33 protein-coding genes and 1 pseudogene are annotated in these 25,236 nt (G+C 53.4%); 12 read left to right on the top strand and 22 right to left on the bottom strand.

The window, feature by feature from the left end; translation table 11 throughout:
• Positions 1–123 precede the first annotated feature (123 nt).
• The 9 genes from WMO24_RS00630 to WMO24_RS00590 form a co-directional block, all read right to left on the bottom strand.
• Entirely contained in the window at positions 124–438 is a 315-nt protein-coding gene (locus WMO24_RS00630) for a TIGR04076 family protein (RefSeq protein ID WP_349214121.1), read from the bottom strand.
• Positions 435–845: a peptide deformylase gene (locus WMO24_RS00625; RefSeq protein ID WP_349214120.1), complete on the bottom strand. Its 411-nt coding sequence runs from the start codon at positions 843–845 to the stop codon at positions 435–437. Before WMO24_RS00625 ends, WMO24_RS00630 begins: the two co-directional genes overlap by 4 nt.
• Positions 842–1,414, bottom strand: a complete 573-nt coding sequence (locus WMO24_RS00620) for an SGNH/GDSL hydrolase family protein (RefSeq protein WP_349214118.1) — start codon at positions 1,412–1,414, stop codon at positions 842–844. Before WMO24_RS00620 ends, WMO24_RS00625 begins: the two co-directional genes overlap by 4 nt.
• Positions 1,415–1,435: 21 nt before the next feature.
• A complete protein-coding gene (locus WMO24_RS00615) occupies positions 1,436–1,630 on the bottom strand; it encodes a hypothetical protein (RefSeq protein ID WP_435413672.1) in 195 nt (64 codons plus the stop codon).
• Between the two features lie 84 nt (positions 1,631–1,714).
• Positions 1,715–2,110, bottom strand: a complete 396-nt coding sequence (locus tag WMO24_RS00610) for an SRPBCC family protein (RefSeq protein WP_349214117.1) — start codon at positions 2,108–2,110, stop codon at positions 1,715–1,717.
• Positions 2,111–2,112: 2 nt separating this feature from the next.
• Positions 2,113–2,670, bottom strand: a complete 558-nt coding sequence (locus tag WMO24_RS00605) for a DUF3795 domain-containing protein (protein WP_349214116.1) — start codon at positions 2,668–2,670, stop codon at positions 2,113–2,115.
• Positions 2,667–3,302: a GyrI-like domain-containing protein gene (locus WMO24_RS00600; protein ID WP_349214114.1), complete on the bottom strand. Its 636-nt coding sequence runs from the start codon at positions 3,300–3,302 to the stop codon at positions 2,667–2,669. The genes WMO24_RS00605 and WMO24_RS00600 overlap by 4 nt, the downstream gene beginning before the upstream one ends.
• A 2-nt stretch (positions 3,303–3,304) precedes the next feature.
• The gene (locus tag WMO24_RS00595) at positions 3,305–3,628 is read right to left on the bottom strand and encodes a TfoX/Sxy family protein (RefSeq protein WP_349214113.1); all 324 of its coding nucleotides are present in this window, start codon (positions 3,626–3,628) and stop codon (positions 3,305–3,307) included.
• A gap of 2 nt (positions 3,629–3,630) precedes the next feature.
• Positions 3,631–4,542, bottom strand: coding sequence for a helix-turn-helix transcriptional regulator (locus WMO24_RS00590; RefSeq protein ID WP_349214112.1), 912 nt, complete (start codon positions 4,540–4,542; stop codon positions 3,631–3,633).
• A 126-nt stretch (positions 4,543–4,668) separates the two neighbouring features.
• Between WMO24_RS00590 and WMO24_RS00585 the strand changes: the two genes are divergently transcribed.
• Positions 4,669–5,199 carry a dihydrofolate reductase family protein gene (locus tag WMO24_RS00585; RefSeq protein WP_349214110.1) on the top strand — a complete coding sequence of 177 codons (531 nt, stop codon included), beginning with the start codon at positions 4,669–4,671 and terminating at the stop codon, positions 5,197–5,199.
• 145 nt (positions 5,200–5,344) lie between these two features.
• On the opposite strand, the gene WMO24_RS00580 is transcribed toward WMO24_RS00585, so the two are convergent.
• The 8 genes from WMO24_RS00580 to WMO24_RS00545 all read right to left on the bottom strand — a co-directional run bounded on the left by WMO24_RS00580 (position 5,345) and on the right by WMO24_RS00545 (position 11,635).
• Complete coding sequence (locus WMO24_RS00580; RefSeq protein WP_349214109.1) at positions 5,345–5,725, bottom strand: rhodanese-like domain-containing protein; 381 nt, start codon at positions 5,723–5,725, stop codon at positions 5,345–5,347.
• Between the two features lie 44 nt (positions 5,726–5,769).
• A complete protein-coding gene (locus tag WMO24_RS00575; RefSeq protein ID WP_349214107.1) occupies positions 5,770–6,360 on the bottom strand; it encodes a TetR/AcrR family transcriptional regulator in 591 nt (196 codons plus the stop codon).
• A gap of 20 nt (positions 6,361–6,380) precedes the next feature.
• Positions 6,381–6,740, bottom strand: a complete 360-nt coding sequence (locus tag WMO24_RS00570) for a dihydropteridine reductase (RefSeq protein ID WP_349214105.1) — start codon at positions 6,738–6,740, stop codon at positions 6,381–6,383.
• A 101-nt stretch (positions 6,741–6,841) separates the two neighbouring features.
• Positions 6,842–7,591 carry an alpha/beta fold hydrolase gene (locus WMO24_RS00565; protein ID WP_349214103.1) on the bottom strand — a complete coding sequence of 250 codons (750 nt, stop codon included), beginning with the start codon at positions 7,589–7,591 and terminating at the stop codon, positions 6,842–6,844.
• The gene (locus tag WMO24_RS00560; RefSeq protein ID WP_349214102.1) at positions 7,560–8,915 is read right to left on the bottom strand and encodes an NAD(P)H-dependent oxidoreductase; all 1,356 of its coding nucleotides are present in this window, start codon (positions 8,913–8,915) and stop codon (positions 7,560–7,562) included. The genes WMO24_RS00565 and WMO24_RS00560 overlap by 32 nt, the downstream gene beginning before the upstream one ends.
• Complete coding sequence (locus tag WMO24_RS00555; RefSeq protein ID WP_349214100.1) at positions 8,912–9,463, bottom strand: PadR family transcriptional regulator; 552 nt, start codon at positions 9,461–9,463, stop codon at positions 8,912–8,914. The genes WMO24_RS00560 and WMO24_RS00555 overlap by 4 nt, the downstream gene beginning before the upstream one ends.
• A gap of 187 nt (positions 9,464–9,650) precedes the next feature.
• Positions 9,651–10,511, bottom strand: coding sequence for an AraC family transcriptional regulator (locus WMO24_RS00550; RefSeq protein ID WP_349214099.1), 861 nt, complete (start codon positions 10,509–10,511; stop codon positions 9,651–9,653).
• 170 nt (positions 10,512–10,681) lie between these two features.
• The gene (locus WMO24_RS00545; protein WP_349214098.1) at positions 10,682–11,635 is read right to left on the bottom strand and encodes a LysR family transcriptional regulator; all 954 of its coding nucleotides are present in this window, start codon (positions 11,633–11,635) and stop codon (positions 10,682–10,684) included.
• A 122-nt stretch (positions 11,636–11,757) separates the two neighbouring features.
• Between WMO24_RS00545 and WMO24_RS00540 the strand changes: the two are divergent.
• The 6 genes and pseudogenes from WMO24_RS00540 to WMO24_RS00515 all read left to right on the top strand — a co-directional run bounded on the left by WMO24_RS00540 (position 11,758) and on the right by WMO24_RS00515 (position 16,359).
• Positions 11,758–12,561: pseudogene (locus tag WMO24_RS00540) on the top strand (SDR family NAD(P)-dependent oxidoreductase).
• Between the two features lie 30 nt (positions 12,562–12,591).
• Positions 12,592–12,825, top strand: a complete 234-nt coding sequence (locus WMO24_RS00535; protein ID WP_349214096.1) for a hypothetical protein — start codon at positions 12,592–12,594, stop codon at positions 12,823–12,825.
• Positions 12,826–13,013: 188 nt separating this feature from the next.
• Positions 13,014–13,502 carry a cyclophilin-like fold protein gene (locus WMO24_RS00530; RefSeq protein WP_349214094.1) on the top strand — a complete coding sequence of 163 codons (489 nt, stop codon included), beginning with the start codon at positions 13,014–13,016 and terminating at the stop codon, positions 13,500–13,502.
• A 119-nt stretch (positions 13,503–13,621) separates the two neighbouring features.
• Entirely contained in the window at positions 13,622–14,614 is a 993-nt protein-coding gene (locus tag WMO24_RS00525) for an alpha/beta hydrolase (RefSeq protein ID WP_349214126.1), read from the top strand.
• An 81-nt stretch (positions 14,615–14,695) separates the two neighbouring features.
• The gene (locus tag WMO24_RS00520; RefSeq protein WP_349214092.1) at positions 14,696–15,886 is read left to right on the top strand and encodes an ATP-binding domain-containing protein; all 1,191 of its coding nucleotides are present in this window, start codon (positions 14,696–14,698) and stop codon (positions 15,884–15,886) included.
• A 317-nt stretch (positions 15,887–16,203) separates the two neighbouring features.
• Positions 16,204–16,359 carry a hypothetical protein gene (locus tag WMO24_RS00515; protein WP_407881634.1) on the top strand — a complete coding sequence of 52 codons (156 nt, stop codon included), beginning with the start codon at positions 16,204–16,206 and terminating at the stop codon, positions 16,357–16,359.
• A gap of 74 nt (positions 16,360–16,433) precedes the next feature.
• Here WMO24_RS00515 and WMO24_RS00510 read toward each other — a convergent pair whose 3' ends face one another.
• From WMO24_RS00510 to WMO24_RS00500, 3 genes are all read right to left on the bottom strand, one after another.
• Positions 16,434–16,994 (bottom strand): flavin reductase family protein, encoded by a 561-nt coding sequence (locus tag WMO24_RS00510; protein ID WP_262669878.1) that lies wholly within the window; start codon positions 16,992–16,994, stop codon positions 16,434–16,436.
• Between the two features lie 78 nt (positions 16,995–17,072).
• Complete coding sequence (locus tag WMO24_RS00505) at positions 17,073–17,870, bottom strand: alpha/beta fold hydrolase (protein ID WP_349214090.1); 798 nt, start codon at positions 17,868–17,870, stop codon at positions 17,073–17,075.
• A 148-nt stretch (positions 17,871–18,018) separates the two neighbouring features.
• Positions 18,019–18,462, bottom strand: coding sequence for a zinc ribbon domain-containing protein (locus WMO24_RS00500; protein WP_349214089.1), 444 nt, complete (start codon positions 18,460–18,462; stop codon positions 18,019–18,021).
• 190 nt (positions 18,463–18,652) lie between these two features.
• On the opposite strand from WMO24_RS00500, the gene WMO24_RS00495 reads away from it, so the two are divergent.
• Together WMO24_RS00495 and WMO24_RS00490 are read left to right on the top strand one after the other, a co-directional pair.
• Positions 18,653–19,018, top strand: coding sequence for an ArsR/SmtB family transcription factor (locus WMO24_RS00495; RefSeq protein ID WP_349214087.1), 366 nt, complete (start codon positions 18,653–18,655; stop codon positions 19,016–19,018).
• Complete coding sequence (locus WMO24_RS00490) at positions 19,015–19,290, top strand: hypothetical protein (protein ID WP_349214086.1); 276 nt, start codon at positions 19,015–19,017, stop codon at positions 19,288–19,290. Before WMO24_RS00495 ends, WMO24_RS00490 begins: the two co-directional genes overlap by 4 nt.
• On the opposite strand, the gene WMO24_RS00485 is transcribed toward WMO24_RS00490, so the two are convergent.
• Positions 19,287–19,490 (bottom strand): GNAT family N-acetyltransferase, encoded by a 204-nt coding sequence (locus WMO24_RS00485; RefSeq protein ID WP_349214124.1) that lies wholly within the window; start codon positions 19,488–19,490, stop codon positions 19,287–19,289. The genes WMO24_RS00490 and WMO24_RS00485 overlap by 4 nt on opposite strands.
• Positions 19,491–19,775: 285 nt before the next feature.
• Between WMO24_RS00485 and WMO24_RS00480 the strand changes: the two genes are divergently transcribed.
• A complete protein-coding gene (locus WMO24_RS00480) occupies positions 19,776–22,931 on the top strand; it encodes a DEAD/DEAH box helicase (protein WP_349214122.1) in 3,156 nt (1,051 codons plus the stop codon).
• A gap of 5 nt (positions 22,932–22,936) precedes the next feature.
• Here the strand turns inward: WMO24_RS00480 and WMO24_RS00475 are convergent, their stop codons facing one another.
• Positions 22,937–23,155 carry a DUF5348 domain-containing protein gene (locus tag WMO24_RS00475; protein WP_349214085.1) on the bottom strand — a complete coding sequence of 73 codons (219 nt, stop codon included), beginning with the start codon at positions 23,153–23,155 and terminating at the stop codon, positions 22,937–22,939.
• Positions 23,156–23,183: 28 nt separating this feature from the next.
• Here WMO24_RS00475 and WMO24_RS00470 point away from each other — a divergent pair, with 28 nt between their 5' ends.
• Together WMO24_RS00470 and WMO24_RS00465 are read left to right on the top strand one after the other, a co-directional pair.
• The gene (locus tag WMO24_RS00470; protein ID WP_349214083.1) at positions 23,184–24,581 is read left to right on the top strand and encodes a Wadjet anti-phage system protein JetA family protein; all 1,398 of its coding nucleotides are present in this window, start codon (positions 23,184–23,186) and stop codon (positions 24,579–24,581) included.
• Positions 24,578–25,177 carry a DUF4194 domain-containing protein gene (locus tag WMO24_RS00465; RefSeq protein WP_349214082.1) on the top strand — a complete coding sequence of 200 codons (600 nt, stop codon included), beginning with the start codon at positions 24,578–24,580 and terminating at the stop codon, positions 25,175–25,177. The genes WMO24_RS00470 and WMO24_RS00465 overlap by 4 nt, the downstream gene beginning before the upstream one ends.
• Positions 25,178–25,236 lie beyond the last annotated feature (59 nt).

Here is a 25,236-nt window from a genome sequence, read left to right as displayed (position 1 = left end):
CTTCATTCTACCACAGGGGGCTGTATGAACTCCTTTTTATTTCCCTAAAGTGTTGCACTTGATAGTATAATTCACCCAAACTGAAAAAAACGCCTGAGCATTCGCTCAGGCGTTTTTTGATTTTCAGTCCGCATCTTCGTCCAGTGCTTCCACCAGAAAACTCACCGGGCGGAAGCCGTCGTTGCAGGAGAGCATGGCCGAGCGAGGGTTTTTCATCCAGCCGTCGTAAAAGTTTTTTCCGCCGTGGCTCAGCGCCAGCACAAAGGGCGAGAGGGTGTCCCAGGCGCTCTGGCAAAAGCCCGCGGGCTTTTGCCAGCCGTTGGCGATGAAGACCTGCCCCTCTTCCATGTCGCATGCATGCGAGATCGGGTTTTCATATTGGGCCATCAGGTCTGTGTATTGCGTGATGCGCATCACGGTAATTCTGCATTTTTTCATATAATGATGCCCTCGCAGTGATCGATTTCGTGCTGGATGATCTGCGCGGTCCAGCCGGTGAACGTTTTCTGCCGCTCCTGGAAGGCTTCGTTCTGCCAGCGAACCTTGATGGACTTCCACCGCTTGGCGGGCCGAACGCCGCTGAGAGAAAGACAGCCTTCCTGTGCTTCATAAGGCCCGGAACGTTTGAGAATCTCCGGGTTGAACATAAGCAGGTAGGTGCCGTCGTTGTCGAAGGCAATGATGCGCTTGTTCACACCAATCATATTGGCTGCCATGCCGACACAGCCGTCCTGATGATGTTCCAGTGTTTCCAGTAAGTCGGCGGCAACGGAAAGATCATCCGGTGTGGCAGGTTCCGCTTTCTGCGCCAAAAATGCTTCGTCTTTGCAGATTTCTCGAATCATAACAGGTTCTCCTTGTGTTGTTGAATCGCCGCGGCGATGAGAGAGGCGGCAATGCGGGACCCCGCTTCGCTGGGATGAACGCCGTCTGCGGCGTAAAGAGGTTCAACGTCCGCCAGTTCGTAAAAAGACCGGCCGACATCGGCGATGAGGGTGTGCTGCTGCTCAGCTGCTCTGCCATAAGCCGCCGAGAGTCCTCGGGCCATTTCCGCATAATCCCAGCCTTTGGCCGCCAGTTTGGCACAGCCCTTCCGGTAGGCCCAGGTCGCGTAGAGAAGGGGAACTGCCCCGCTGCGCCGGATCTGCCCGCACAGCTGCTCTACGCTGGAAAAGAATTTTTCAGGGCAAGTCAGAGGACCGTGGCTCATCTCCTGAAGCACCACATAGTCCCAGCATTTGCTGCACAGCACCGCCTGGGTCCGGGCGCCCAATCGGGTGCGGGGATTCAGCTGTTCCGCCAGCCGCGCTCCGCCCCGGGCATGCACGGTCACTTCCGCGCCGGTCAAAGAGGCCAGCATCCGGGGCATGTTGTTGGCAGTCGTAAGGCTGTTGCCAAGCATCAGAATGCGCATGGCGGTCCTCCTCTCCGGTGTTTATCTATCTAGTTCCCGCTCGATCAGTTCATTCGCAATGGTAAATGCTTGGATGCGGCGTTTGGCCAGCGTGATCTGAGACTTATACCGGGCGGGTTCGTTCTTGCTTTCCAGCGTCTGGACCACCTCCCGCAATTTGTGCAGCGTGGAGTCGATCTGGTGTTTGGCCTCGGTCAGTTCTTCCTGCGTATACAAAATAGGAAACTCCTTTCGAAAAAACGGTCGCCTCAAGCCGCGGCTCACCGGCATTATAACACAGCGGGGCCGGGAAAGGCACGCTTATTTCAGAAGTTCTTTTTTCAGGTCATCCAGATACAGCCGCTGCTGGTGCTTCAAATAAGCGGGAACCAGGGGGCGCATCCACCAGTGTTTGGCCCTGATGCATTCGGTGCAGTGCAGGCGCGTGCCGTCTGCCGCTGCCTCAAAGACACCCTCCCATGAGCCGGTCATGTTCTCGTTTTCCATGGTGAAGGCCCAGACCCGGAGCGGCTCCCGAACAGTCACCGCAAAGCGGGTGACGTGACCGCTTTTGTCATGCTCGGCAAAGTGGCACTCGTCCAAAATTTCCACTTTTACAAGATCGCTTCGCCAGGCGGTGCGGGAAAGATCGGTTACCGTGCGCCACACCTGTTCCACCGGGCAGGCAAAGAAAACCGTCGCTTTGGAAAGGGCCATATTCACTGCTCCTTTGGCTTTTTAGTCAGTTTCAGGCAAATGTCCCGGCGGTCTGCCGCCTTTTGAAGCAGGTCGGATGCAGCAAGCGCTCGTTCTTTTGCGGACTGCTGCGCCAGTTCCGGACGGCGGCCCAGCTCCGCCATGACGTTTCGCACTTCCACCAGGGGGAGAAGATAGACCGCAGTCAAAAAGAGTGTTTTGTGCCGTCCGTCGTTGTAACAGGCGAGAAGTTCCTCCAAAATAAAACGCTTTTCCTGCAGCTGGGCAAGGTGTGCGTCCAGCCCCTGTTCACGAACCGAGGCGACGTCCTGTTTTCGGGTTCGGTGGGGCACAAAGGAATCTCCGTCATCAAAGTGCTGGTAACGGGAACAGGGGTATTGGGGGCACTCCCAGCAAAAGGAGAAGCCGCCGTGTTCCAGAGAGCATCGGGCAATGGCACAGCTCTGGTTGCCTGCCCCGCCGCCGCAGCCGGGACAGTGGCCGCCCACATTCATACTGCACAGAATGCAGTTCAGTCCGCACAGGGAAAAACGAAGTTCTTCTCGTGTAAAACCCTTCATAAAACGCTCCTTACTGGATGGCGGATCACGGTTTTCAGCCGTTCCGGCTTACAGCGGCGCACATCGCTCAAATAAATTTCATGGTGGAACCGTCCTTCCCCGAAGTCGGCCGTATAACCCTGTGCCTGGGCGTATGCATCCATGGCAGACACCGTGGCAAGCTCATCGTCGTAAGGGCCGATGTGCATGCACTGAACGCACATCCCTTCTTCCCAGACGAAAAACTCCACCGGGGAAAAATCCTGTTTCTTCTTTTCCGTGGCTTGGCGCACAGCCCAGTCAAAGGCTTCTTTTGTGACGAATTCCGGAAGGCGGATGAGGGAGATCCAATGGAATGCCTCTTTGCGGGCATAATCCACACCGTGAACGCCTTCCTGCCACCAAAGGCCTTCCAGCGGCGGCACCACATAATCAAAATAACCGTCCAGCTTGTGGCTGCCCAGTTTGCTCATTTTAATGGTGAAGGCCACGGCGTACAGAAGCCCGATGGCCTGTTTGTAGGCGCCGCCTTCTTCGTTGGGGTCGCCCTGGCCGCGTACCGCCAGAAAATGCATGGCGGGAACCCGGACGATGCCCGGCGTTTTGGGCGGCAGGTAAAATTCCCGATACTCTTTCTTGTAATCAAAGGGCATGGCTACTTCCTCGCTTTCTTTTGGGGTGTGCTTCGCAGCGCTTCACAGGTAATGCGAACCAGCTCTGTCATCAATTCCCGGTCTTCCACGTCTTCTACCAGAAAGGAGTCTCTGGCCCCCTCGTAAGCCGGGGCTCTGGGAAGGTCGGGGAACGCCGCTTCGCCCTGCGGGGTGATCTTTACAAAAAACTGGTCATCGCAGATGACGGCGAAAAACACGCCGTCGCAGTAAAGGCCGTATTCACCGAACATTTTCCGGCTGCGGATCATGCCGGCCGCCCGCAGCTGTTCGGCCACATAGTCCACAAAATCCTGATGGGATGCCATACTCATTCCCTCCCTGTATAGCGGTCGGCCAGCGTTTGGGCCAAAGCTCCCAGCCGAGCACGCAGTTCCGCCGGCTCCAGCAATTCCGCACTCTCCCCAAAAGTCAAAACCCAGCTGAGCACACTGTCCGCGTCGGGAAATCCGCCGGTGAATCGCAGCCGGCCGTCCGCTGCCCGGGTAAAGCTGTCCGCACCGTACTCTTCCACCAGCCGCCAGCGGCAAGCAGGGTCGAAGAGAACAGTGACCTGATACTTGACCGGGAAAACCCGTTCCGGGTTCAGGTCGGGCACAGGTGCGGGGCGCAGGGAGAACACCTCTCCGGCACAAAGCTCCGTCATCCGGTTGAGCTTGAACAGACGAAAATCCTGCCGGGTCTGGCACCAGCCCCAGACATACCAGGTGGACCAGTGGAAAATCAAGTAGTAGGGCTCGACGGTCCGCACCGATTCTTCCCTGGGGGAAAAGTAGGAAAAGCGGATGGTACAATGCTGCTCGATAGCGTTTTGGATTAGCTCAATTTTCGGTGAAAGGCTGGTTTTGTACCAGGAAGAGAGATCGATGAGCATGTGGGCGCCGCCGGCCACCAGTCCGCCGTTTCCTGCAGACAGTTTTTCCATCAGCTGGGCATAGCGGCGGGTGCCGCTGACGCTGTCCAGACTTCGCAGGCCCGCCAGAATGGCCTGCATCTCCGGAGCGGTGAGAAGTGTGCGGTCGACCCGGTATCCCTCCATAATGGAAATGCCGCCGCCCGTACCCTGCGAGGTGGAGATGGGAATCCCGGCCCGGCACAGAGATTCAATGTCCCGCTGAATGGTTCGCCGGGAAACCTCAAACTGCTCTGCCAGTTCCGGGGCAGTGACCCGTTCTTTCTGAAGCAAAAGAGAGAGAATGCCGATCAACCGATCCAGTTTCATGCCGTTCCACCGCCCTTCGCGTCTTCATTTGCATTATAGCACAGAAACCGGACAACAGTCTGTCATGTTTCTCCGGGTTGTGTTTTGAAAGAGCGTTGGATACAATAAGAACAAAGGAGGACGGTTATGGGAAAAGTAGTTTTGTATCTCGCCGTCAGTGTAGACGGATATATTGCAGACGACCAGGGCGGCGTGGACTGGCTGAGAGGCGACGGCAGTGAGCCGGCCGCACCCGGCAGTTATCCTTCTTTTTACGAAACGGTAGATACCATTGTCATGGGCCGGGCCACATACCATCAAATTGTCACAGAGCTTGCCCCGGGCAACTGGCCTTACCCGGGCCGCCCTTGCTATGTGGTGACTCACCGGCGGGAACAAGAGCGGGACGGAATCCGCATGTGGAATGGAGAGCCAGCCGCACTGGTGGATAAACTGAAGACTGAGCGGGAAGGAACGATCTGGATTTGCGGCGGCGCGTCTGTGGCCGGGCAGCTTTTGAAAGAGGGGCGCATTGACCGGCTCTGGCTTTCAGTGATCCCCACCGTGCTGGGCAAAGGCGTGCGGCTTTTTCCGGAATTGCCGCAGGCGTGTCCGCTGGCACTGGTGGCGACCAGCCACTCCAACGGGATTGTAGAGCTGGTGTACGAAAAAAGGTAACGCAGTCTTTTGCTGCGCAAGCATCGGCAATGAACAACGTGCATCCAGAGTGAGAATGTGTCGGAAACGATTTGGCCTTCCTTCGAGAGAAACAAAAATGCGGAGTACCCCATGGGCGGGGTACTCCGCATTTTTGCCGAAAAAATCATGACTCGATCTCGTAGGGCCAGGTGTTGATGCCGCCGAATTCGTAGATGCTGGTGTAGCCCAGTTCTGCCAGCGCGGCGGATGCCGTCTTGCTGCGGTTTCCGCTTCGGCAGTAGACCAGAACAGTGGAATCCTTTTCGGGAATCACTTGGGCGGCAGTATCTTCTTCAATGGTGCCAACCGGAAGAAGAACTGCTCCGGGGATGTGGCCGCTGTCGTATTCGTCCTGCTCCCGTACATCCAGGACAATGACCTCCTGCGTATCCATCATCTCCTTGGCCTCTTCCTGTGTGATCTGCTGATAGGAACTGCCGGCTCCGCTTCCACTGCAGCCGACAAGCAGCAAGAACAAGATTGCAAACGGTAAAATTCGTTTCATTGGGTACCTCCATACCTGCATTTTTGCAAAGTGCGTCTGCCGCGTTATTTTCCGCTGTCCGCGTGCACGCATTTTTCAATAATATCCGCCAGGATTTCCGGGTCATCGGCGCAGCCCTGCCGCAGCCACTCTTTGACAATGGCAATAATCCCTTCTATATAATAGGCGATATAATACGGGCGATGCGCCGCTGGGATTTGAAAGCGTTCCAGAATCGGACCCAAAATGTGCTTTTTCAAATCACCATATCGCGCATCTGCCTGCATATTGGTGGGGTTTCGAAACGCCGCGCGGTAAATTTTTTTGTTGTCCCGAATAAAGCGAAGGTATGGAAGCAGGTATTCACGGGAAACCAGAACGAGATCTTTCAGTTCCCGGTGTCCCATGCCGCCGAGAACCGCCTCTTCTGTCTGAGGAAAATAAGACAGAAAGCGTTCGTTGATCATCGCCACGGTCTCCTCCAGCAGGTCGGAGATGGTTTCGTAGTGCAGGTAAAAGGTAGAACGGTTCACCCCGGCTGTTTCGCAAATTTCTTTCACCGTGATGTATTCCAGTTCTTTCTTTTCCAGCAGTGTAATCAGTGCTTCGTCCATGCGCAGGGCGGTATTGAAGTATTTGCTCTGCGATTTATTCATCTGCGGCCTGCCTTCCTTTCTTATTCGGCTGATTCGCTGATCTCTCGGGCCAGCTGGACAATTTCAAAAGCGTACTTTTCCTTGCCGGCAAGAAGAAGTTTTTTGTAAATCGGGTAATTCATACCTACGCCGACGAATCCCAGAATCCCCAAAACAATCCCGATGCCTGTCATAACGACGCTGCCACTTCCCACTACCCGCATGGAAAGGCACATTCCAAGGCCCAGAATCAGGGTCATCCCAACACCGAAGGTGTAGGCGAAGATGTTGGCTTGACTTTTAGCCTTTCGGTCCAGCTTTTTCAGCGCGACAACTTTGGAAGTATCTTTAGGGGCGTATTCATTGGCAATGGCTTCTGCGTAAATTTTATCAGTATTCATAATATTCTCTCCTCTGTATGATCTTTTGCTGCAGCTGATAATTTGATCATAGAGGTTTTTCATTCAAAACGGAACAACATCTTTGCAATGTTGTGATGATTTCAGGAATTCTGCGCCTGCTGCGCCAGAAAGGCTTCAATGGCAGCCACCGTCTGCTCCTGCTGTTCCCGGGCGGAAATGGTGGCTGGCAGATCCCCTTTCTGCGGTCCGTAATTTCCGAACTGAGCATGATTGCCGCCTTCGATTTCCACAATGTTTTCCGTATAGTCAATGTGGTCTTCCACGCTTTGGTTGAGAGAACCGTAAATGGTCAAAGTCGTTTCATCCGGATAATCTCCGTAGATATAAGCGCCCATCAAAATCAGACCATCCACCTGGTCAGGATGCTCTGATGCAAACTTGGACGCCATGGCACCGCCCATGGAGTGCCCGGCAATGTACCAGTGACGAATTTCGGGAAATTGAGGGATGATCTCTTCCGCGGCATTGGCGTCAAAAATCGCCATGTGAAAGGGCATGTGCACTAAAATGCAGGTAACTCCGGTCTGGCGGATCTGATCCAGCAGCGGCAGATAAGCCTCCGCTTCCACCTTGGCTCCGGGATAAAAAAGAATGGCAGTGTCTGCAGGGCAGGAGGGGGAGAGGACCGTCAACCGGTCCTGTACAGTGATGCCGTTGTCCTGCGCCATCACTTCCAGTGCCACATCTTCTGCAGGATAGTAATCGGATACGTACCAGAAAAATCCACCTGCGCAGACAACCAGCGCCAGCAGTACGATCCCGGCAGCCAGCTTTTGCGGTGAGTCCGCTGTTCTTTTTTCATTTGCGCATCCCCTTTGCCTGCTCCACAACCTGTTGGTAAGGCCCGATGATGTACTGATTCATCTGCCCTTTCATTTTTTTCTGTACCGACGGGATAGAAATCAGTGCACCGACCAGTTTCATCTGCAGAATGCGCTTTTTCTGTTTGTAGGGGAAATCATAAATGCCGTGTTCCTTGTAGAATTTGTGATCCGCTTTCATCATACCCTGCATGACGTAGATGAGGTCCCGGAAGATTTTCATGCCGCCCACTCCGTAAAAATTGGCCGGGCGGGACAGTTTCTTCTCCAGGGCAAACGCCAGAAAATCGGCCAGAGTCCGGAGCTCGGCCGCGGTGTTGCCTTCGTCCGTGGCCACACCGCACAGATAGTTGCCGCCCACTTCGCTGCGTCCCTCCACAATCATCCGCAGGTTGCTCTCATACGCGTAATCTCCGCTGATCAGATAGGCGATCGGGGTGCCGTGGGTGACGGTGCGGTGTCCGTTGCAGAACTGCCGGTCATCATAGCATTTAAAACTGGAGTGAGTGTAGTGGCCGGAGATGGTGAAGGCATAGACAAAGGCGTCTGCCGTTTGAATCGTATTGCGCAGAAATTCATCAAATCCGTCCTTGTAAACGCATTTTCCCGTGATGGCGCAGCCGAAACACCCAAGGCAGCCGCCTGCAAAGGGAAACTCCCGCAAATTCACCACCCGGCTTTCAAAAGGCAGGGCCGCGCGAAAATCGGTGATCATATTGCGAAGCGTTTCGTCTTCGGGAGCGCAGTTGGTAACAATGACCACATCCTTGTCGCTGCTTTTGGAGGAAACGGGCAGCACCGGCTGGTAAACCGGTTTCTCCCGTCGCGGTGCGCGGGGCGGCGGCGTGACAAACAGGCCGTGTTCGCAGGAGAACAGCAGTTGATCGAAAAAGTTTCGCGCCTCTCGCTGCCCCTGTTCAGTCAGAAGGTCATCCATATCGGCAGAAAGCCCCCGCACCACCTTCATTCCAAGATCGAAGCAGTTTTCCTCTATATAGCGGTGGGCTGTCACGTCGTAGAAATGCTTTGAAGTGGTGATCTGAGAGGCAAATTTGCCCGAGAGGTCCACGCCGTCGGCCTTGATGAGTTCAATGAGACGGTGAAGCTGATAAGGGGCGATGAACGTATAAACCGGATAGCAGAACAGCAGAAGATCAGCCTGTTCCAGTTCTGCACGCAGAGGAGAAAAGTCCTTTTCATAATTCCGGATGCGTTGTCCTGCCGGAACGACCGTGAAATGATGTTCCGGGTGCAAGGCCTGCAAATACAGGGCGGTATGGACCGTTGTCGAATTCTGTCCCTTGGGGCTGGCGTTCAAAACAAGAATTTTCATGGCTGTTCCTCCAATTCGCGCAGAAGGCGGCTGTACCAATTGATTTCAAACTCGGCTGCAGCAATGCCGTATTGAATCGTATAACCCTGAAAGCGAAGCACCTGCGGCCAATCGGTCCCCGGCGGAAGTTCCCGGCGGTTCAGATATTGAAACTGCTCCCGGATAGCGCAAAGAATCTGGCAGGTTCCCTTCATTTGCCGGATGTAGTCCCGGATTGCCGCAAGGCGTTCTTCCGGCCGGGCAAGTCCGGCGAAAAACAGCCGGGCCAACTCCATATTCTTCACTTTTTCCGCTTGCATGGGCTGGGATACCCAGCCGGAAAAGGCGCTGCGCCCGGCATCTGTGATGAAAAATTTCTTTTTGCGGCGCTTGCCCGTCAGAATTTCGCTGGCCGTCACCTTCCCTTCTTTCTCCAGCTTGGAAAGTGCCGTCTGAACACTGCCCGCGCTGTGAGAACAGATTAAAGCCAGATTTTTTTTGATGAACTGCTGCAGTTCATATCCTGTCATGGGAGAGAGGATCAGCAGCCCCAAAAGCAGATATTCCATAATGTCCTCCAATATATCGAATAGATATATTATAGACAGTGATCCCTCTGCCGTCAACCGGCAACATGCAAAACCCGCAATTGAGGTGCTCGGCACCAAAATTGCGGGTCTGCCATTTCTTCAGCGCTCTCTTCCCTGCGGGACATCAGGTCCCGTCTTTATAGAATAGAAGGGAGTACGCCGAGATTTATTGCTTTTTTTCCACCGGAATCCAAACTTCACAGTAGTACTCCTGGTCCTGCGTGCCTTGCTCGAACTTGCTGGCATCGCTGTACATCTCCACGTTGATGCCGGCAGCAATCTTGTAGTCGGGGTTCGCGGGCAGCCACTGGGAGAAAATCTGCTGGTTCAGCCCCTGCAGCGCCTGGGGCATTCGGCCGGTGCAGGGGAACACCGCCCAGGTGTGAGCAGGAATGGTGCGGGTGGTAAATCCTTGGGGAACTTCCTTTGCAGGATCGTAGTTGTCGGCGATGAGGTACTCGAACTCGTTGCCGCCCATGCGCTCGTCCAGGTTGATGCCGTACATGCCGCACACTGTATGACCGCCGTCTGCGGCAAAATGTTCGGCCCAGAACCGGGGCACTGCCACCGCGCCGTCCTCATACTTAAATGTTTTTGCACGACAGAGCACTGTAAACGCTTCTTTTTTCATGATTTTGCAATCCATGTTTTGACCACCTTCCAATGTCACTTTGATTCGAAGCGGAGCAAAAGAACGAACCGCGCCTCCGCTTTTTCGCAGTGCGGCAGGTGTGAGCCCATGGAAGCGGGTAAACGCCCTGGTAAAGCTGTCCGGAGAATCGTAGCCAAATTCCAGCGCGATGTCGATGATCTTCCGGTCCGTCGTGAGGACCTCCAGCCCGGCGACGGAAAGCCGGCGCTGTCGGATATAGTCGCCCACTGTCATACCGCACAGCATAGCGAACCCTTTTTGAAAATAAAAGGGAGACAAGGCCGCCTGCCGTGCAATATCCTGAATGGTCAGCTCCTCCCGGAGATGTTGTTCGATATACTGGATCGCCTGATGAATGCTTGCTACCCAATCCATTGTTCACACCGTCCTTCTGAATTCAGCATATCGCAAAGCAGCCGCCGCTGCCCGATTTTTCGTGCGCATGTTTGTCTGACGCACAAAATTCTGTGGCCAAAACTGTCATCAAACCCGCCTCGCGGATTTTCTATATGGGTGATTATTGCATCTGGACTGACGGCGGCAGCTCAAATATCCTCTTCCAGAAACGCCGAATGCACTGGATCGAAAGCGGCAACTTCGTGTCCTGACGGTTGCACAGAGATCACTTTCTGCACGGACTGAAGAAATCTTCCTGCTGCCTTGGAGGAAATCTGATATTTCTTCCAAGCAATATAGCATGGCGATTCTAAGATGGGAGAAAATGGACGGAAACGCAGGTTGGTTCCATCCGTGTGGATTAGCTTATCAAAGCACAGGGCGTAGCCCAGCCCCTCGTCCACAAGGAGAGAGGCATTAAACACCAGATTGTAGGTTGCCACAACATTTAATTCCGAGCGTGCTCTCCGCATCCACTGGGCCAGACGGTGGTCCTCCCCCTTCTGATGGGAGATGATAAGCGGCAATTCCCACAGATCTTCCGGACGGATAACTGCCTTCCGGGCCAGTGGGGCGTCCCGGCGCATCAGTACGCCCCAGGTGTCCACTACGGGCAGAGGAAGCCACTCGTATTTCTTTTTATCCGGTTTCCGGAACAGCAGACCGAAGTCGATTAACCCCTTATCCAGATATTCCAACACATACTCTGCGTTTCCACTGGAGATGTGGTAGTGAATATCTGGATATTGTTTTTGCAGATCCCTTGCAGCCTGAGCCAGCAAACGCACATTGTCGGTCTCTCCGGCACCGATCACAACATCGCCCACAATGGTTTCATCGGAATGGGTGATCTCATCCTCTGCCTTTTGTACTAGAGAGAGAATCTCCTCCGCTCGTTTGCGCAGAATCATGCCTTCTTCTGTGAGAACGACTTTTCTGGAACCTTTGGTGCCCCGGATCAAAAGCTGCTTTCCCAACTCTTCCTCCATCACTTTTAACTGAGTGGACAAAGCGGGCTGGGAGATGTGCAGGGATTCTGCCGCTGCAGAGATGTTCTGTTCCCGGGCCACGGTAAGAAAATAGCGCAGAGTACGCAATTCCAACAGCAATCACCTCTTTGAGCATAGTATATTGACTTTTTCTATAAGTGTCAATTATGGAATTGTATTGTATATAAGTATTTGTTTTGCATAGTGGTCGGATTTAAACTATAGACAGAGACAAGATGGAGCCAACATTCAGAAAAGAGGTCACGAATATGGAACAACAGATGTTGAAGGGAAAAGTTGCCGTCATCACCGGAGCCAGTTACGGTATGGGACGCACCATGGCGGAACTCTTCGCGGATGAGGGAGCTGCGGTGGTAATCACTGCCCGCCATGCTCAGCAGCTCGATAACGTGGTGGATGGAATCCGTGCAAGGGGCGGAAAAGCGGTAGGGGTCGTAGCAGATGTGTGCTCTACCGAGGACACCAAAAAGGTCTTTCAAACAGCGTTGCAGGAGTTCGGCGATGTGGATATTCTGATCAACAATGCCGGTATCGGAGAGCAGAAAATGATCGATGAAACCGATGATGAGTGAATGATGTATGTGATGAATACCAACTTGGGCGGACCCATGCGGTATATCCGGGAGGCACTGAAAATTTTCCTGCCCAAAAATGATGGTGTCATCATTAATATTTCCTCGGTGAATGGTACACGTCCCTTTTGCGGTGCTACCTACACCTCCACGAAGGGGGCGCTGAACACGCTCACCAAGAATGTGGCCATGCGGCTCATTGACACCAATATTCGTTGCAATGCCGTAGCACCCGGCTCCACCGTTACCCCGGCCCATCTGGCCAATAAGGCCGGAGAGCAGCCTGGCGGTGCGGAGATGCTGAAACATAGCGGCCATTTCGTCTACTTTCCTGGCCCGGAGTGCGACCCTATGGATCAAGCATATGCTTGCCTGTACTTGGCCAGCAAAATGGGAAAAGCCGTCCGTGGTCAGGTTATCCAGGTGTGCAATGGCGCCTTCCTGTAAAAGCTTATGAGACATCAGGAAGTACCGGCTGTGCAACCGACAGCGCAGTCCCTGCGTGACAATTTGAAAGACGCAGGATGTAATGCCAAATTTGCGGAGCACTTTCTAGCGTTGGAACGATCCGGTCAATATCGCGAGCAGCTGCAACTGTTGGCTGATCACCGGCGCAAACTTTTGGAATGCCTGCACAAAGAAGAGCGGCGAATCGACTGTTTGGATTATCTGGTCTATCAGATGGAAAAGCGCCACTCCCGGAAAGAATAAAATGGTTCTCTGAGGCCGGCGAGTGGGACTCCAAAATCAAGTGGTCTGCATGTAAGCAGATCCATAGATCAAAAGAGGCGGTGATACAATTGAGTAAAAAATCAATCCCCGTTCTGCTATGCTGTTTGATGGCCTTAGTGCTGTTCGCCTGTGGTAGCGAACAGCAGACGGCACCGCAGTCGCTCGGTATGTCTTCTGATGTGCAATCGGAACATGAAACGACCGCTCCGGAGAGTGAGTTGGATGCGCCGCCCGTGAAGGAAGCTCAAAATGAAACTTCACAGCTTCCGGGACAAGAGCCCGGAGATACGGAGGAGAATGCAGAGATGAAGATGAATGTGCACATTGGGGCGCATACCTTTACCGCAACCCTGGAGGACAACGCCGCTGTGGACGCGCTGGTGAAAATGATGGAGAGTGGCCCGTTGACACTCCAGATGAGCGAGTATGCCGGTTTTGAAAAGGTAGGGGAGCTGGGCGCCAATTTGCCTGCCAGCAATAGTCAGACTACCACCCAGGCGGGGGACATTGTGCTTTACCAAGGCAGTCAGATCGTTATTTTCTACGGCTCTAACTCCTGGAGTTACACCCGACTGGGAAAGATCGACGACCTCACCGGTTGGACGGATGCCCTGGGCAGTGGAGATGTATCGGTTACCTTCTCTTTAGGAGAGTGACCATATGGCCACAAAGGTGCATGCTAGGAGAATGCGCTTTTTAACTTCATTTTCAAGGGGATTCCACCCAATACCACTTGTTGACAAAAATTATCCAAGCTAGGAGGCAATTGAATATGTTGAAACCGGAAAAACTTCATCTTACCCAAGAGTGGGACAAGACCTTTCCCAAGAGTGATCGTGTGAATCACGAGAAGGTCACCTTTCTCAATCGCTATGGCATCACCCTGGCGGCGGATTTGTACAAGCCAAAGGACGCACAGGAAAGGTTGGCGGCTATTGCAGTCTGCGGCCCCTTCGGCGCTGTAAAAGAGCAGTGTTCGGGCCTCTATGCCCAAACTCTGGCAGAGAAAGGATTCCTGACCATAGCCTTCGATCCCTCTTTCACCGGCGAGAGCGGTGGGGCCCCCCGATACACGGCCTCTCCAGATATCAATACCGAGGATTTCCAGGCAGCGGTGGATTTTCTCTCCGTTCAGGGTAATGTGGATTCGGAGCGTATTGGTATCTTGGGAATCTGCGGTTGGGGTGGCTTGGCTCTAAACACAGCGGCCATCGATACACGGGTCAAAGCTACTGTGGTTTCCACCATGTACGATATGAGCCGCATCGCCGCTAAGGGTTACTTTGACGAATCCGACAGTGAGGAGGCCCGCCATCAGTCCCGTGAGGCTTACAGTGCTGCGCGGACGGCAATCTATCGCAGCGGCGAATATGGACGGGCGGGTGGCTGCTTAGCTCTGCCTGTGCCGGAAGATGTACCTTTCTTTGTGAAGGATTACAGTGAATATTACAAGGGCCGGGCTTATCACTCCCGCTCCCTGAATTCCAATGAAGGTTGGAATTCCATTGGTACGTTGTCTTTCTTGAACCAGTCCATTCTTCAGTATGCCAATGAAATCCGTTCGGCGGTGCTCATCCTTCACGGAGAGCGGGCACACTCCTGCTACATGGGTCGTGATGCCTATGCTCAAATGCTGGCAGGAAACCCGAATCCGGACAACAAGGAACTGATGATTATCCCCGGTGCCGTGCATACAGATCTGTATGATAATCTGGAAGTCATCCCCTTTGATAAGATTCAGAACTTCTTTCAGACCTACCTGAAGTGATTTCTGATAACTCATCTTACAAAGTGGAAGAACTTGCGTGCAGCTCCCTATGATGTGCGAAAAGTTGAGCCGTCTGAAGAGATGACATCCAAAGTGCTTGATACATTGGCTCCAGAATTTGGGGTAGTTCAAACTATGCGCAGCAGGACTCTGGCTGCAAAAGCGTTGTTCCGGAGGATGACTACAGAGCAAATGTACTTGCTGGATTATCTTGAGGAGCAGGAAGAGGCGGCGATTCATGGTGTCGCTGGAACGGGAAAAACAGTTTTGGCGATACAAAAAGCAAAGAATCTGGCCCAAACGGATCGTGTCCTGTTCCTATGTTTTAATCGTTTCTTGAAGACTCATCTCGAAGAAACCTGCCCCGATTCGACCAATATTTCGTTCTTTACTCTGGATGGCCTTGTCGGTGCCTTTACGGGTGCATTTACTCGATCACCTGATGAACGTACGGATACAATTTCGGAGTTTCTGATGGATTGGGATGAATATGAGTTGCCCTTCAAACATATTGTTGTTGATGAAGGACAGGATTTTGCGGATATACACCTGCAATTGCTGCATGATATTGCGCAGGCACATCATGGTAACTTCTATGTTTTTTATGATAGGAACCAGTTTGTACAGGGATTGCGATACCCAGAATGGCTTGATAAGATGGACTGCAGGCTGGTTTTATCAAGAAATTGCCGTAATACAAAAGAAATTGCCATTACATCCACACGGCCCATTGGAATTGATGAAAATCGAATTAGGATGAGGCGGGAAAGCGCGGTTGGCGGTACCATAAAACCAAATTTGTTCTTTGCTGAAGACAAGTCGATTCTCAAAGAATATCTTTGCAGACTTATCCGTAAGTATATTTCAGCTGGATTAGCTGGGACAGATATAGTTGTTTTGTCCATGAAGCCTGAGGGAAAGTCCATTCTTACAGAGGATGATTTCCGTCTATCCGGGGGTTATATGCTAACAAAGGATAAAAATAGTAATGGCATATTGTTCACAACCGTTCGCAAATTCAAAGGTCTTGAGGCAATGGCAGTCATATGCATTGACATTGATAGCGAAACTTTTGAAAATGATAGAAAGCGAAATATTTTTTATGTAGGGACCTCTCGGGCTATGTCGTATCTCAACTTGATTACGACTGCCTCGCCAGAAGAACTTGCTGCAACTATTACCGGTAACGACAACTATCTTAAGCGTCCGCAAGCAATTAAAGCTATACGGGATTCGTTAAGAGTAAAAATAGCCTCCGAAAATGACCTTTAAGTCTAATTATATGCACTATTATGATCTCCTTATGTACAACCGGATAATAATTTGGAAAGTCTTGGCTGTTGGGTTCCGGCGAATAAATGCAGTAAAATATTTCACTCTGCTATGCTAAACGGACACTTGGCTATGTTCGCTTTCTGAGGTTCATCATTGTCCATCATATGAAGCAAATGAAGCCCGCTTACCCCCGGTGACCGGTCCATGAAAGCAGATTACTCCAATGCTGTGTTCTGCTCCCAGCAGCACAGTACAGGAGTATTTATGCTGCGGTGGAGACGGCTGGCCATCTGGGCATCGCTCCTGACCGGGCGGTGAACTACCACTGCGACAGCGTGGGTACCCGCCTCAACTACGAGGTGGTGGGCCAGGCGGTGGCCGCTGTCCGGTGCAGCGCGCCCCTGGACAAGCACTGGAAGGACGCCATCGAGGAGGACTTCCGCAGGCGGCAGAAGAAGGGGCGGTGGTAATCGGCGGTCAAAATAAATGAGGGACAGAGGCCACGCCTCTGTCCCTCATTTCTGTCTCAGAGCAAATCAGCCGGTCATTTCAGCTTGACGCCGTCCCGGAAGGCGTTGCCCACCTTCTCGCCCAGCACCCGGTATGCGTTGTGGATGGGGTCAAAGGTGATGGGCCGCAGCTTGTCCGGGTCGATCTTCCCGTCAGCGCCCAAAACGGACTCGTCGGCGCACACGTTGACGATCTCGCCCACCAGACGGCAGCTCTCCGGGTCGTAGCTCACCAGGCGGCACTCCACCGCCATGGGCAGCTCATCGATGAGGGGCGCGTCCACAAACTCCGACTTGGTGGTGTGCCAGCCGGCCTTTGTCACCTTGTCCGCCACTTTATTGCCGGACTCAATGCCTACATAGTCGCAGGCCACTGTCTGCTCCGCTGTGGCCATGCTCACGGTGAACGCCTTGCGGGCCAGGATGTTGGCGGTGGTCTTATGCTCGGCGCTGATGCACATGCTCAGCTCCTTATCCTCGCTGATGCCGCCCCAGGCCGCGTTCATGGCGTCGGGGGTGCCGTCCTCATTGTAGGTGGCCAGAATAAAGACCGGCTGGGGATAAGTCCAGGGCTTGGCTCCAAAATTCTTGCGCATAGCGATTCCTCCTTATACATTTGTTTCTATTGTATACCTGGTACACCAAAACATAAAATGCCTGTTTCCTATGTGCGGCTATTTGCCGGGGGCATTGGGATCTTTGCCTTCAAAGAAAGGAAGTGCGATGCGCAGCCATTCCTCCGGCAGATAGACGGACAGATAGCCGTGCCCGTATCCTTTTGCCTCGTAGATCCGGCAGGTGGGAAGCAGCCGCTGGAACATACGGGCGGAGTTCTTGACGCACTTCATCTCCTTTTCCCCGTACCAATACATGACCTGGGCATGGCTGTTTCTCACGCTTTCTTTCACGCGGTATTGCGCCATATAGGTCCGGTACATGGTGTATAAGGTTTTTCGCGGCGTTCTGGGCATCTCCCGCAGATAGTATTCCTGGATCTCCCGGGGATAGGTCATCTCTTTGGGCAGCAGCTTGGACATAAGCTTCAGCTGAAGGCGGCACGCCCATTCGCTGAACAGCATCCATCCAAACAGCCATACCGAGGCGATGCAGAACCGGGCCATCATGGGCTGCGGGTAACAAAGGCTGCCATCAACGATGGCTTTTTCGGTAAGATCCGGCTTCCGTGCCAAAAGCTCCATCACGATCTGGCCGCCCAAGGAAACTCCGCACAGGGCGAAGAGATGTCCGCCGCAATGCCGCTGGATATAGTCCATGAGCTGGTCGGCGGTTCGCTCGGTGGAAACATAGGGCGTTTGATATGCCCCGCCATGGCCATCCAGCGTGGGCAGGATCACATGGTAGTGCTGGGCCAGGACACGGGCCTGCCGCAGGTAGTTCCACCAAGCGTTTCCACCGCCGTGGATCAGCATGATGTGGGGGCGCGTATCCTCTCCGAATTCATAAAAGGTCATATTGGATCTCCTCCGGAATGGGTAAAACAGGATGCCTGGGTCATTATACTGCAAGTCTGCGCAAAATTCCATACCCGAGCAGAGAGACATCCGGGCCGCATAAAAGCAAGGCTCCCACCCTCTGAAATTCCGAGGGCGGGAGCCTTGCTTATCTCTGCTTCCAATGATTCAGTTTTGGCAGCTGGGCTGCAAAGTAGGCTCTGACCTGTTCCGGGGGCCAGGCTTCATTGGCCATGTGGCCCTCCAGAAAATCCAGCAGCTCCTCCAGGCTGGTGTAGACAAATTTCCCGTCGGTATAGCACCACTTGCAGTACGCCTCGTTGAAAGCGCCGTCCGGCTCCCGGCTGATATTAGCGTCCTCCAGAGGCATGCCGCAGCACTGGCAGACCAGCTGCCGGGGCGAGCCCAGCAGGGTGTTGATGGAGACGTCAAACAGTTTGGAGAGCAGCTTTAGCGTTTCCGTATTTGGCACCGTTTCGCCGGTCTCCCAGCGGGAAACCGCCTGCCGGGTCACGTGGACCTTTTCTGCCAGCTGCTCCTGGGAAAAGCCGCGCCTGGCGCGCAGCTCCAGAAGGATCTCTTTGGGTTCCATATTGATCACCACCTTACCCGAAGCATACCACACTGGGAACAAAAAGCAAAGCAACTGGCTGTTGCCCCTGGCCTGATGGTTGATCGGTCAGTGTCCCAATGAACTCGATTTTCTTGACCAATCATCCGCGCGCTGTAGTTTATGCTATAATGGTTCATGCGCGTCGATCATGGAGGACGGAGGTGAACAAATGGCTGAACCAACGAGCGGCAATCAGCTGGCGCAGCAATTCCAGGCCTGCCGCCCAGCGTTCTGCGCGATTGGAGACGAGACCCGCCAGCTTATTCTCCGGGTGTTCATTGAGAATTGCGGAACAGGGGGTCTGCGGGTGGGAGAACTCCAAGCAAGCACGAATCTCTCCCGCGCGGCGGTGTCCCACCATCTAAAGGTTCTGAAGGATGCGGGGATCATCACATTCCGGCGGGAAGGGACGAAAAATTACTATTATCTGGATTCTGCAAGCAGCAGCCTGCTGGCTGTGTCGGAACTGCTGCAGGATGCCGTCCGGCAGATGAAACACTGCCCGACCTATCAGGAAGAAGGAGAACACAAATGAGGATCTATCAAATCCTATTCAGCCCCACGGGAGGCACAAAAAAGGCTGCCGCTCCCTTTGCGGAGGTATTCGGGCGGGAGGTCAGCACCATTGACCTGACTGATGCCAACATGGATTTTTCCCAGATTTCTCTGGATAAAGAGGACGTCTGTGTCGTGGCCGTCCCCTCCTTTGGCGGCCGGGTCTCGGCCATCGCGGCGGAACGGCTGGAGCGCATCCGCGCCAACGGCGCAATGGCCATTCTGGTGGTGGTCTATGGAAACCGGGCCTAGCCCATGGATTCCAACTGCTTCACTGCGGCGGAAAGCAGTGCCTTTCCCCAGCCGTTCCCCCAGTATTCGGGCAGAAGATAGAGGGAAACGATCTCACCCCAGCCTGCCAGCTCCGGCGTCCGACTGGCACAGCAGCTGGCAGTGCCTACGATTTTTTCTCCCTTCAGCAAAAGCAGTGACTCCCGGCCGGCCTGTTCCAGATAGGGGCATTTGCTTCCAAACTCGGGAAAATGGATACCGTTTTTTCGTTTATCGTGAAGGTGTACATTGTTTATATCATCCGCTTTCTACTACAACAAAGGTGATAGTCCTGTTTATTGGACAAGGATTATGCTAAACTAAGCTCTAATAGTGGGAAATTGGGGTGCGGTAAAAGCAGGATCGTTTTCTTGCTACCTGCTAATCCGTCCTTGTGGGATTTTAGAATTGCAGTTATACTAAGTACAATATACATCCTAAAAGCGAAGATAGGAAGCGTGAACGATATGCTATCTCCCGGCATTTACGAACAAATCATCAATACTGCCCTGAACCGCGAGCTTTCGGAGATTCCCGACGCCCGTAAATCGTTTGCGCCTATTGACAAGGCGGAGGCCTCCAAGGTGCTGGCGCAGTATCTGGCGGATGTGGTGCAAAAAGGCCTGGAGAATGTGGCGGATAACGGCGGAGATATCTCCACGCAGATCAGCCTCGTCAACCAGATCGTGACTCTCATCCAGAACACAACCCAGGAAGCTGACTTTGCCGCGCTGAGCGTTGACCAGCGGGCAGAGCAGCTTCTTGCGCTTTTACGGGAGCAAGACCCCCGGCTGGCGGTAGGTAAAACCGCGGCCGACCTGAGCCGGCCGGAGACCTCCATCGCACAGAGCAGCCTGTTCACCGGGGCCATCCATGAGCCCCAGATGTACACAGAGCTGAAAAAGGAGATCGTCTCCGCCGACCGCATCGACATGCTGGTGTCCTTCATCAAATGGAGCGGCCTGCGGCTCTTGATGGACGAGCTGTGGGAGTTCACCCAAAACGGAGGAGAGCTACGGATCATCACCACCTCCTACATGGGGGCCACCGATGTGAAAGCCATTGAGGAGCTGCGTGCCCTGCCCAACACCCAAATCAAGGTCAGCTACGACACCAAGCGCACCCGGCTCCACGCCAAGACCTATGTCTTTTACCGGGACACCGGCTTCACCACGGCCTATGTGGGCTCCTCCAACCTGTCCAATGCCGCCATCTCCAGCGGTCTGGAGTGGAATGTGAAGGTCACCCGCCGGGATCTGCCGGAGACCATCGACAAGATTGCCGCCACCTTCGAGAGCTACTGGAACTCCAGCGAGTTTGAGTACTACTCCGAGGATCAAAAGGAACGGCTGGCCCGGGCGCTGAAGGCGGAAAAATACTTCGACGCCAACAACGCCGAAGTGTACACCATGGATATCGCGCCCTACTCCTACCAGCAGGAGATCCTGGACAAGCTGGAGGCGGAGCGCGCCGTCCGGGGCTACATCCGCAACTTGGTGGTGGCCGCCACTGGTACCGGCAAGACGGTGATCTCCGCGCTGGACTACAAGCGATTTTGCAAACAGCACCCCGGCAAGCCCTGTCGGCTGCTCTTCGTAGCACACCGGGAGGAGATCCTGCGGCAGAGCCTGTACACCTTCCGGGCGATTTTGAAGGACGCCAACTTCGGGGAGCTGTTTGTGGGCAGCTACCGGCCAGAGAGCATTGACCACCTGTTTCTGTCCATTCAGACCTTCAACTCCCAGGATTTTGCCGCCAAGACCGCCCCGAATTTCTACGACTACATCGTGGTGGACGAGTTCCACCATGCGGCAGCGCCCACCTACCAGAAGCTGCTGTCCTACTACCAGCCCCAGATCCTGTTGGGCCTGACCGCTACCCCGGAACGCATGGACGGCAAGAGCGTGCTGCCCTACTTCAATAACCGGATCGCCGCCGAGATCCGTCTGCCGGAGGCCATTGACCGCAAGTTGCTGTGCCCCTTCCAGTATTTCGGCGTCACCGATACGGTGGATCTGAACACGCTGAAATGGACCGCTGGCGGTTACGATAAGGGGGAGCTTTCCAAGCTTTACACCTTCAGCGGCGCCGTGGCAAACCGCCGCGCCGACCTGGTGGTGTCCTCCCTTCTCAAGTATGTGACCGACATCGACGAGGTGAAGGGGTTGGGCTTCTGCGTGTCCATTGAGCATGCGGAGTTTATGTGTCGCTATTTCAACGACCGCGGAATTCCCTCCATTTTCCTGACTGGAAAATCCTCCGATGAGGAGAGAAAAAACGCTAAAGGGCGGCTGGTAGGCGGTGAGGTTCGCTTTATCTTCGTGGTAGACATCTACAACGAGGGTGTGGACATCCCGGAGGTCAACACCGTACTGTTCCTGCGGCCCACTGAGTCCCTGACCATCTTCCTCCAGCAGCTGGGCCGTGGCCTGCGGTTGGCGGAGGATAAGGAATGCCTGACGGTGCTGGACTTTATCGGCCAGGCCAACAAGCGGTACAACTTCGAGGACAAGTTTGCCGCCCTGCTGAGCAATACCACCTGCAGTGTGACCCGGGAGATCAAGGACGGGTTTGTTTCCGCACCCAAGGGCTGTTACATACAGCTGGAGAAGAAGGCCGCCAAGTATATTCTGGAGAACATCCGTGCCTCTTACGGCAATACCGCCGGGCTGGTATCCCGAGTGGCCAGCTTTGCGGAGGACAGCGGGCTGGAGCTGACTCTGGCCAACTTTCTGGAGTATTACCACCTGGACCCCAGGGCAATTTACAGGTTCTCCTCCTTTTCCCGCATCTGCGCCCGGGCGGATGTGATGGAGGATTTCAGCGAACCGATGGAGGAAACACTGACAAAAGCCTTTGGCCGGTTGGCCGTTGTGGACTCCCGACGGTGGATACGCTTTTTGCTGGACCTGCTGCCCCATCTGGACGATGTGGACTTCGCGGCGCTGAGTGAGCTGGAGCAGAGGATGCTCCAGATGTTCTATGTGACCGTTTGGGGCAAGGCGGCGGAGAGCTGGGCATCCGACGAGGTGCTGGACAATCTGTATGCTCTCTCGGACAGCCCTGTACTACTGGGGGAGCTTCTGGCCCTGCTCCGCTATCGGTATGAACAGATCGATTTCATCGACGAGCCGGTGGACTTGGGCTTTGACTGCCCGCTGGATCTCCACTGCACCTATACCCGGGACCAGCTGTTGGTGGCACTGGATTTCCTGAAACCGGCCACAGTGCGTGAGGGCGTGAAGTGGCTGCCGGAGAAACAGTTGGACGTGTTCTTTGTGACGCTGAATAAGGCGGATAAGGACTACTCGCCCACCACCATGTACAACGACTACTCCATCAATGAGAGCCTGTTCCATTGGCAGAGCCAGAGCACCACGGCGGCAGATTCACCCACTGGACAGCGGTATATCCATCACCGGGAATGGGGGAGCAAAGTGCTGTTGTTCGTCCGGGAGTTTAAGGCCGACCGGATCACAGGAGGTGCAGCGGCCTACACCTTCCTGGGGGCGGCCGACTATGTGAAGCACGAGGGGAGCAGACCCATGAATATCACCTGGAAGCTGGAACGGCCAATTCCGGCGAAGTTTTTGAAAAAAACCAATAAATTGGTGGTGGGATAGTACACTTACAGCATGACGCGGTCTCCATACGGAACTGGGAATATTTTGGCCCTGCCGCCATCCACCAACACCCAGTCGTCGGTAAATTCCAGCCGCACTGGGACCCACCCTACATTTTCTTTAAAAACAGACAAGCATTCCCCACAATGTAATCCACCGTAGAAAGTCCCATTTTCAAATATAATATCTGGTCGATCGTTAAGTTTGATTAGAATTCCAGTCATAAATTTCTCCTATAAGAGAGGGATTGCGATGAACCTATTTGAGCGTATCCCAACTGAATTATTTTCTGTTTTGGCTTCGCCAAATCGTGCACTGTATGCTGACGCACTTGATGTGCTTTGGGAAGCATACCGAGATAATTTGAAAATCCCAGAGCATGTCTTGTACTCCATGCTTCGCAGCAAATTGGAGCAGCAGCTGGCCGATGCTACATTTGAGGGGGAGGACATTGATGAGGAAGAACTGAGGGATATTTCAGGTCGTGCCAGATTTCTGATTCGTAAATTATACAGCAAAGGGTGGTTCGAAAAAGAGCGCAGCGAGGACTTTGATGAATATATTACAGTTCCTGGCTACAGCAGCTCCCTTCTGAAGCTGTTCCATCAACTGCGGGATGACAGCCCTATTCGCGGCTATTCCTATGTGTTCAGCACGTACTCCACCCTGAAAGTGGCCGATGAGAGCGGCAGCATCTATGACAAGATGGCAGCGGTTTACAATGCCTACGATAATACCCAGGCACTGCTCCAACTGCTTCAAATGGTCTATCACAACGTAAAGCACTTCTTTCAATTACAAATGAAGATGCAGGAAGTGAATGATGTTCTGGCCTCACATTTTGATGATTTTGGGCAGAAAGTGGTAGAGGCCTATATTCGGCCTCTGAAAATTAAGGATTCAGTTCCAAAGTACCGGGTTCCAATCCAGACAATCCTTACAAACTGGGCCGAAGATGATGCGCTGCTGGCAGCTCTTGCGAACGCAGCGTTACAGGATCGGCGGGGTACCGCACTGGCAGACTGTCGGCGGGATCTGCTGCAAAAGATTTTTGAGGTAAAGGACTGTTATGACAGCATCGAATCGGAGTATCTGGATGAGATTGATCGCCAGGTGCGCCGATATACCAGAGCAACGACACAGAAATTAGAGAATTTGACAAATCGCGATTTCTCTGTTCGTGGAAATCTCAATTACCTTCTGAATGCCCTTGGAGGAAAACATCAAGATTCCGAGCTGGTGGATCGGATCCAGCCTGCATTTCAGATCTATGGACAGTCTTTCCTTTCTTATAAGAGCCTTTGGTATCGAAAGCGACCCGGAAAACGGACGAAGACAGCTCCGGTGCTGATCGAGGAAACAGAACTGGATGCAGCGGCAGAGGCGCAGGTATTGGAATTACTTCGAACAGAGTATGGCCGGTCCGCCATTGCGGCATACGTAGAAAAATGGCTGGGAGATCGTGGAGTTTGCTATTCTAAAGATATGGGGCTGTCGGACGATCGGGCTTATATTATGAGTATGTTGGCTGTGCTCACTGGTCGCGATCCCGAGGCGGGCTTTGTGGTCCGAGAGCTGGAAGGCACATTTACCGAAAATGCATACACCATTCCACAGCTTCAAATTACGCGCAAGGAGGGAAAGAAATGAGTTTCGAGTGGTTTGGTACTGCAACACAAAAGGAACTCGACCGCTTCAAGGCCGTCTGCAATCAGCTCCTCAGCCGCACCTATGTGGTAAGAACCGTGTACCAACCAGGGGTGGGGCGGGTCAACAATCCGGACTATGTGTTTCTCTCTGCCCACTTTGAGGCGATACAGGAGTATTTGGCCTTTTTGGATTGGGATCTGCGCAAGGACGATTTGAACGGGTATTTTTATGTTCTGAACACAGACGAAGCCAATCGTTGCAATTTGAACAAGAAAGAAACCGCTATCCTTCTGGCAATCCGTATGCTCTATGAGGAAAACCTTGAGCGACTGGGATTGGCGCAGGACGCCGTCTGTTCTGTTCGGGATCTTTTGGAAAAAGTAGTGACAGACTATGCCATCTTACCGGCAAAGCCCAACATGGATGATGTGAAGCGAGCGCTTACAGTGCTGGATAACCACTCGGTAATCCAACGGATCGAGGGGAAATATAACCAGGGCAGTTGTAGATTTGCTATATTGCCCACCGTCCTTTCTGCGGTTTCCAGCGAAAAACTAAATGCCATTGTATCAGTACTGAGAAAGATTAACTATTAAAAGTCAACCCCGAAAATGAATGGTGGTGGTGAAAAAGAGATGGCTCAAAAAAGGTATAG

This window comes from Ruthenibacterium intestinale, assembly GCF_040096265.1.
Taxonomy (GTDB): domain Bacteria; phylum Bacillota; class Clostridia; order Oscillospirales; family Ruminococcaceae; genus Ruthenibacterium; species Ruthenibacterium komagatae.
Note: the sequence above shows the minus strand (reverse complement) of the source record. Positions and strands in the feature narration are given on the sequence as shown.

Coding starts and splice junctions, on each gene's coding strand:
- WMO24_RS00630 (WP_349214121.1), bottom strand. CDS start 438: ATGAAAAAATGCAGAATTACCGTGATGCGCATCACGCAATACACAGAC.
- WMO24_RS00625 (WP_349214120.1), bottom strand. CDS start 845: ATGATTCGAGAAATCTGCAAAGACGAAGCATTTTTGGCGCAGAAAGCG.
- WMO24_RS00620 (WP_349214118.1), bottom strand. CDS start 1,414: ATGCGCATTCTGATGCTTGGCAACAGCCTTACGACTGCCAACAACATG.
- WMO24_RS00610 (WP_349214117.1), bottom strand. CDS start 2,110: ATGGCCCTTTCCAAAGCGACGGTTTTCTTTGCCTGCCCGGTGGAACAG.
- WMO24_RS00605 (WP_349214116.1), bottom strand. CDS start 2,670: ATGAAGGGTTTTACACGAGAAGAACTTCGTTTTTCCCTGTGCGGACTG.
- WMO24_RS00600 (WP_349214114.1), bottom strand. CDS start 3,302: ATGCCCTTTGATTACAAGAAAGAGTATCGGGAATTTTACCTGCCGCCC.
- WMO24_RS00595 (WP_349214113.1), bottom strand. CDS start 3,628: ATGGCATCCCATCAGGATTTTGTGGACTATGTGGCCGAACAGCTGCGG.
- WMO24_RS00590 (WP_349214112.1), bottom strand. CDS start 4,542: ATGAAACTGGATCGGTTGATCGGCATTCTCTCTCTTTTGCTTCAGAAA.
- WMO24_RS00585 (WP_349214110.1), top strand. CDS start 4,669: ATGGGAAAAGTAGTTTTGTATCTCGCCGTCAGTGTAGACGGATATATT.
- WMO24_RS00580 (WP_349214109.1), bottom strand. CDS start 5,725: ATGAAACGAATTTTACCGTTTGCAATCTTGTTCTTGCTGCTTGTCGGC.
- WMO24_RS00575 (WP_349214107.1), bottom strand. CDS start 6,360: ATGAATAAATCGCAGAGCAAATACTTCAATACCGCCCTGCGCATGGAC.
- WMO24_RS00570 (WP_349214105.1), bottom strand. CDS start 6,740: ATGAATACTGATAAAATTTACGCAGAAGCCATTGCCAATGAATACGCC.
- WMO24_RS00560 (WP_349214102.1), bottom strand. CDS start 8,915: ATGAAAATTCTTGTTTTGAACGCCAGCCCCAAGGGACAGAATTCGACA.
- WMO24_RS00555 (WP_349214100.1), bottom strand. CDS start 9,463: ATGGAATATCTGCTTTTGGGGCTGCTGATCCTCTCTCCCATGACAGGA.
- WMO24_RS00550 (WP_349214099.1), bottom strand. CDS start 10,511: ATGGATTGGGTAGCAAGCATTCATCAGGCGATCCAGTATATCGAACAA.
- WMO24_RS00530 (WP_349214094.1), top strand. CDS start 13,014: ATGTCTTCTGATGTGCAATCGGAACATGAAACGACCGCTCCGGAGAGT.
- WMO24_RS00520 (WP_349214092.1), top strand. CDS start 14,696: ATGACATCCAAAGTGCTTGATACATTGGCTCCAGAATTTGGGGTAGTT.
- WMO24_RS00510 (WP_262669878.1), bottom strand. CDS start 16,994: ATGCGCAAGAATTTTGGAGCCAAGCCCTGGACTTATCCCCAGCCGGTC.
- WMO24_RS00505 (WP_349214090.1), bottom strand. CDS start 17,870: ATGACCTTTTATGAATTCGGAGAGGATACGCGCCCCCACATCATGCTG.
- WMO24_RS00500 (WP_349214089.1), bottom strand. CDS start 18,462: ATGGAACCCAAAGAGATCCTTCTGGAGCTGCGCGCCAGGCGCGGCTTT.
- WMO24_RS00495 (WP_349214087.1), top strand. CDS start 18,653: ATGGCTGAACCAACGAGCGGCAATCAGCTGGCGCAGCAATTCCAGGCC.
- WMO24_RS00490 (WP_349214086.1), top strand. CDS start 19,015: ATGAGGATCTATCAAATCCTATTCAGCCCCACGGGAGGCACAAAAAAG.
- WMO24_RS00480 (WP_349214122.1), top strand. CDS start 19,776: ATGCTATCTCCCGGCATTTACGAACAAATCATCAATACTGCCCTGAAC.
- WMO24_RS00475 (WP_349214085.1), bottom strand. CDS start 23,155: ATGACTGGAATTCTAATCAAACTTAACGATCGACCAGATATTATATTT.
- WMO24_RS00470 (WP_349214083.1), top strand. CDS start 23,184: ATGAACCTATTTGAGCGTATCCCAACTGAATTATTTTCTGTTTTGGCT.
- WMO24_RS00465 (WP_349214082.1), top strand. CDS start 24,578: ATGAGTTTCGAGTGGTTTGGTACTGCAACACAAAAGGAACTCGACCGC.